Origin of the sequence: Mangrovimonas yunxiaonensis (assembly GCF_000733475.1) — a bacterium.
Taxonomy (GTDB): Bacteria; Bacteroidota; Bacteroidia; order Flavobacteriales; family Flavobacteriaceae; genus Mangrovimonas; species Mangrovimonas yunxiaonensis.
Map to the genome: position 1 here is coordinate 126,501 of NZ_JPFK01000002.1, position 6,000 is coordinate 132,500.

Genomic DNA, 6,000 nt, shown 5'->3' on the forward strand with positions numbered 1-6,000 from the left:
GAAATGAAAGTAAAGGTTAAGTAGGAAGCAATGCTTTGAAACAGGAGTAACACGCAAGTGAAACTTTAAAAACAAAGTATCAAGAAAAACAATTTATCGAAACATAGTGCTTCAAGTCAATACATTTTGAAAGTTGCAATGTGTTTCATTGAAATAGTGAAACTTGAATTGAAAAGAACGCGTTTAACATGTGTTAAGCGTCGGTCGATTTAGTAAAAACTAAATAGGTCACGTAGTAACTATTTCGAAGAAAGCCATGTCAAGGTAGAATCTCTACAATGATATGGCTTTTGTTTTTTACCTTTGAGCTTTTCTAAAAAAAATGGATTTACCTTTTATTTCAGAGCAGGATTTTAAACACCAGAACTACTCCACAACCAAACTAACAAAGGCCGAATACGACAATTGCACATTTTACGATTGCGACTTCTCCAACTCAGACATTAGCAACAATGTGTTTCTGGAATGCAGCTTTATAAATTGTAACCTAAGCAACTGTAATGTGGTGCATACCAGCTTTAATAGCGTTAAGTTTATCGGTTGCAAACTAACCGGCCTACAGTTTAATAACTGCAACAGCTTTCTGCTGGCCTTTAGCTTTAACGGTTGTAATTTAGAATTGGCCTCCTTTTTAAACTTAAACATAACAGCAACCTCTTTTATAGATTGCAGCATGGTAAAAACAGATTTCACCAACGCCAACTTGTCTAAAGCCATACTCGCTAATTGCGATTTAAAATTCGCGATATTTAACAACACCAACCTAGAAAAAAGCGATTTAACAACGGCCATAAACTACAACATCCACCCCGAGAACAACAGAATTAAAAAAGCAAAATTCTCAAAAGATCAATTATTTGGACTCCTAGAATCATACGACATCCAAATTGAATAAATGCTTCACAAACAACAAGCCCAAACTACTTGATTTTACTATATTTGCAGAACGAAATAAAAAACTAATCTAACGTCACAAAATTTTATATAAAATGGCAACATCTCCAACTATTTTTTATACCAAAACCGATGAAGCTCCGGCATTAGCAACACATTCATTTTTACCTATTGTTAAGGCGTTTACAAAATCGTCTGGTATTAATATAGAAACCAAAGACATCTCATTAGCAGGAAGAATATTAGCAACCTTTCCAGAGTTCCTTAACGAGGATCAAAAAATCGAAGATGCGCTTTCTACCCTTGGAGAGTTGGTAAAGCTACCTGAAACAAACATTATTAAGCTGCCTAACATTAGCGCTTCTATTCCGCAATTAACAGCAGCAATAAAAGAACTTCAGGAAAAAGGATTTAATGTGCCCAACTACCCAGAAGAGCCACAATCCGATAGCGAAAAAGATATTAAGTCACGTTACGATAAAATTAAAGGAAGTGCAGTAAACCCTGTACTCCGCGAAGGAAACTCAGACCGTCGCGCTCCTAAAGCGGTAAAGAATTTCGCTAAAAAGAATCCCCACAGCATGGGCGCTTGGAATCCAGACTCTAAATCGCATGTAGCAACCATGCAGGCTGGCGATTTTGCCCATACCGAAAAATCGGTAACCCTGCCAGAAGCTACCACCATAAAAATTGTACATGTTAACAACAATGGTAACGAAACCGTTTTAAAACCTTCATTCCCTATTCTAGAAGGCGAAATTATAGATGGTGCTGTCATGAGCAAAACCGCATTGGTAAACTTTTTACAAGAACAGGTAAAAGAAGCCAAAGCAAGCGGGACACTGTTCTCACTACACATGAAAGCCACCATGATGAAAGTATCGGATCCTATTATCTTTGGACATGCCGTAAAAGTATTCTTTGCCGATGTGTTTAATCAATACGCCCAAATCTTCGATGAGATTGGTGTTGAAGAAAACAATGGCTTAGGAAATGTGCTTGCCAAAGTAAACGAACTCCCTGCCAACAAACGCAACGAGATTTTAAACGCTATTGAAACGGCTATCGAAAACGGCCCAGACCTAGCCATGGTAAACTCAGATAAAGGCATTACAAACTTACATGTCCCAAGCGATGTTATTATCGATGCTTCTATGCCAGCAATGATCCGTAACTCTGGACAAATGTGGAATGCCCAAGGAAAAACCCAAGACACAAAAGCAGTCATTCCAGATAGTAGCTATGCAGGCATTTATACAGCAACCATAGACTTCTGTAAGAAAAATGGCGCTTTCGACCCTACCACTATGGGTACTGTTCCAAACGTAGGCCTTATGGCTCAAAAAGCCGAAGAATATGGCTCTCACGACAAAACCTTCGAAATTGGCGAAAACGGAACCGTAAAAGTTATCGACAATGCCGGAAATGTATTAATGCAACACAGCGTTCAAGCAGGAGACATCTGGCGTATGTGCCAAACCAAAGATGCTCCAGTTCAAGATTGGGTAAAATTAGCAGTAACTAGAGCACGAGCCTCACAAACACCTGCCATTTTCTGGCTAAACGAAAACCGTGCCCACGATGCCGAACTCATCAAAAAAGTAAACGCCTACTTGCCACAACACGATACTAATGGCCTGGACATAAAAATCCTTTCGCCCATTCAAGCCACTAATTTCACCCTAGAAAGAATAAAAAAAGGACAAGACACCATTTCTGTAACAGGAAACGTATTACGCGATTACCTAACAGACCTTTTCCCTATACTAGAAGTTGGTACCAGTGCTAAAATGCTATCTATCGTACCGTTAATGAATGGCGGTGGGCTATTCGAAACGGGCGCTGGAGGATCTGCTCCAAAACACGTGCAACAGTTGTTAGAAGAAAACCACTTGCGTTGGGATTCTTTGGGCGAATTCCTAGCCTTGGCCGTATCCCTAGAGCATTTGGGCGAAACATTTAACAACAGTCAAGCTAAAGTTCTTGCCGAAACCCTAGATAAAGCAACCGAAAAACTTTTAGAAAACAAAAAAGGGCCTTCTAGAAAAACTGGCGAATTAGACAATCGTGGCAGCCACTTTTATCTGGCCATGTATTGGGCAGAAGCCTTGGCAAATCAGGAGCAAGACACTGCATTAAAAACAGAGTTCGCCCCTATTTTCAAAAAGCTTTCAGAAAGCGAAAGCACCATCGTAACCGAGCTTAATGCCGTACAAGGGCAACCAACTAGCATTGGCGGCTATTACGAACCAGACGACGCATTAACCGCTAAAGTAATGCGCCCAAGCCACACATTTAACAACATTATTAACGCATAACCATTCAAGCTCCTTTTATTAGGAGCTTTTTTTTGGGCGTTCCCCTGCGGGTCGTGCTGTACGCTATATCTCACAACTACGTTGTGAGGATGCCGCTGCCATCACTAACGCATAAAACAACCATACAATTTAAGATTAAATCACGTATTTTTGGAATATGGATTTTATAAAAACAACCGAAGCAGACTCTAATTACAACCAGTTAGAGCAGATGTCAGTAAACCAGTTGTTAACAAACATCAACAACGAAGACAAGACAGTTCCTCTTGCAGTCGAAAAAGCCATTCCACAAATAGAAATATTAGTCAATCAAGTGGTAACTAAGCTTAAAACCGGTGGTAGGCTATTTTATATAGGGGCAGGCACCAGTGGCCGTTTGGGAATTGTAGATGCATCAGAATGTCCACCTACCTTTGGCGTGCCTCACAATTTAGTTATAGGGCTTATTGCAGGCGGCGACCAAGCCATTAGAAAAGCTGTCGAGTTTGCGGAGGATTCAAAAGAGCAAGCCTGGAAAGATCTTTCAGCACATAACATGTCAAACAAGGATGTTGTTATTGGCATTGCCGCTTCAGGAACAACGCCATATGTCATTGGAGGGCTAAAAGCCTGCAACGAACAAGGCATTAGCACAGGTTGTATTACTTGCAACATCAACAGTCCGCTAAGCCAAGTGGCTAAATTCCCCATTGAAGTAGTTGTAGGTCCAGAATTTGTAACCGGTAGTTCCAGAATGAAAGCTGGCACAGCACAAAAGCTGGTTCTTAACATGATTACAACAACAACAATGATTCAGTTAGGCCATGTAAAAGGCAATAAAATGGTCGACATGCAGCTTAGCAACAACAAACTTGTAGACAGGGGTATAAAAATGCTTATGAAAGAATTAAGTATAGATAAAGAAAATGCAAAAAACCTACTTAACAAATATAAAAGTGTTCGTTTAGCAATTAAAAATTACAACCATGGAAACTAAAAGAACCAACAAAGAGCTATTAGTTAAAGGACTAAAAAAAATGGGGATCTCTTTAATCTGCATGTTTTTAGGGCCAAGCCTACTACATATAGGCTTTACCAACCCCGAAAAGCCCTTGTATATTCCAATTCTAATCGTTGCCTTTACCATTTGTTGTTTGGCTGTATTTTTTGCCTATAAAGGTCTAAAAACTATTATGGACAGCATGTTCAACTAAAATAGCTTATTTAATTTCAGTCGTTGGATTGTACCCAAACCTAGACGCCTTTAAGCTTAACCGTAAACCATTCATAATGTAATTTATAATGGCATAATGGTGTATGGTATGGCTGTTGGCCTGTGCAAATACGGCATCGTAAGTATACACCATAGATACCGTTCCCAATCCTAAATCATCTTTAACCACAACGTTAGCATTCTTTTCGTAACTAAAGTTTTTAAGCTTGGTTACAATGGTTTCCAAATAAAGTTTAGCAGCCAAACAGCTTGTCTCTACGTTTGGGTCTCTTTCACGCGTGGTAAAGTCTATACCTTCATCAAAAGACAAAATGCAGTTATAAAAATCTAAAATGTGACGTATGTGAGAGCCTATACTAGAACCATAAGGCTTAATCGTTTGATTGGCCAGGCTACTATCATCCAACTCGCTTAATATAAGGGAAAGCTGCTCTAAGGTTTTTAAATTTGAAGCGATAAGTATGTTCATAAGAGCAATTTAATAAAAAACTCCAATCAAACAACCCTACCCCCATCAAAAAGCCTTAATATTTTTACGTTTATTGCAAAAAAAAATCCCAATCCAAGAATATGGATCGGGATTCTAAAAAAGGCGGCGACCTACTCTCCCACGAGTGCAGTACCATCGGCGCAAACGGGCTTAACTTCTCTGTTCGGAAAGGTAAGAGGTGAGCCCCGTCGCTATAACCACCTTAAGTTTTAAGTTGGCAGTCCCAACAACCAGTTTCCAGTAGTATTTACTGTTAACTGTGCCTGTTTACTGTCAACTGCAGCTCTGCTGCAAATATCTTAACATACTGGAAAAGTTTACATGAAGTGTTTGTACTTATAAAAAGAACAGGCGTACAATAAGCCTACGGGCAATTAGTACTACTCGGCTATGACATTACTGCCTTTACACCTGTAGCCTATCAACGTGGTCATCTCCCACGACCCTTTAAAGAAATCTCATCTTGTGGTGGGTTTCGCGCTTATATGCTTTCAGCGCTTATCCCTTCCGAACGTAGCTACCCTGCCATGCCGCTGGCGCGACAACAGGTACACTAGAGGTTCGTCCAACTCGGTCCTCTCGTACTAGAGTCAGATCCACTCAAATTTCTAACGCCCACAGTAGATAGAGACCGAACTGTCTCACGACGTTCTGAACCCAGCTCGCGTGCCACTTTAATGGGCGAACAGCCCAACCCTTGGGACCTTCTCCAGCCCCAGGATGTGACGAGCCGACATCGAGGTGCCAAACCCCCCCGTCGATGTGAGCTCTTGGGGGAGATCAGCCTGTTATCCCCGGAGTACCTTTTATCCTTTGAGCGATGGCCCTTCCATGCGGAACCACCGGATCACTATGCTCTACTTTCGTACCTGATCGACCTGTATGTCTCTCAGTCAAGCTCCCTTATGCCATTGCACTCTACGCACGGTTACCAAGCGTGCTGAGGGAACCTTTAGAAGCCTCCGTTACTCTTTTGGAGGCGACCACCCCAGTCAAACTACCCACCAAGCACTGTCCCCTCGGCGAGGGTTAGACTCCAGACAAGCAAAGGGTGGTATTTCAACAACGACTCCACAACACCTGGC

General features: G+C 41.1%; 5 protein-coding genes and 2 rRNA genes (1 of these 7 cut by a window edge). 4 read left to right on the plus strand and 3 right to left on the minus strand.

Features of this window, described 5'->3' with window-relative positions; all coding sequences use genetic code 11:
• Positions 1-322 precede the first annotated feature (322 nt).
• The 4 genes from IA57_RS00615 to IA57_RS00630 all read left to right on the plus strand — a co-directional run bounded on the left by IA57_RS00615 (position 323) and on the right by IA57_RS00630 (position 4,405).
• On the plus strand, positions 323-895 hold the full coding sequence (locus IA57_RS00615) for a pentapeptide repeat-containing protein (protein ID WP_036117874.1): 573 nt from the start codon (positions 323-325) through the stop codon (positions 893-895).
• A 94-nt stretch (positions 896-989) separates the two neighbouring features.
• The gene (locus IA57_RS00620; RefSeq protein WP_036117877.1) at positions 990-3,212 is read left to right on the plus strand and encodes an NADP-dependent isocitrate dehydrogenase; all 2,223 of its coding nucleotides are present in this window, start codon (positions 990-992) and stop codon (positions 3,210-3,212) included.
• Positions 3,213-3,369: 157 nt separating this feature from the next.
• A complete protein-coding gene (gene murQ, locus IA57_RS00625; protein WP_036117881.1) occupies positions 3,370-4,188 on the plus strand; it encodes an N-acetylmuramic acid 6-phosphate etherase in 819 nt (272 codons plus the stop codon).
• A complete protein-coding gene (locus tag IA57_RS00630) occupies positions 4,178-4,405 on the plus strand; it encodes a DUF6095 family protein (protein WP_036117883.1) in 228 nt (75 codons plus the stop codon). The genes murQ and IA57_RS00630 overlap by 11 nt, the downstream gene beginning before the upstream one ends.
• Before the next feature lie 6 nt (positions 4,406-4,411).
• Here IA57_RS00630 and IA57_RS00635 read toward each other — a convergent pair whose 3' ends face one another.
• From IA57_RS00635 to IA57_RS00645, 3 genes are all read right to left on the minus strand, one after another.
• Positions 4,412-4,894 (minus strand): hypothetical protein, encoded by a 483-nt coding sequence (locus IA57_RS00635; RefSeq protein ID WP_036117886.1) that lies wholly within the window; start codon positions 4,892-4,894, stop codon positions 4,412-4,414.
• Between the two features lie 118 nt (positions 4,895-5,012).
• Positions 5,013-5,120, minus strand: a 5S ribosomal RNA gene (gene rrf / locus IA57_RS00640).
• Positions 5,121-5,269: 149 nt separating this feature from the next.
• Positions 5,270-6,000: ribosomal RNA gene (locus tag IA57_RS00645) — 23S ribosomal RNA — on the minus strand (it continues 2,090 nt past the right edge of the window).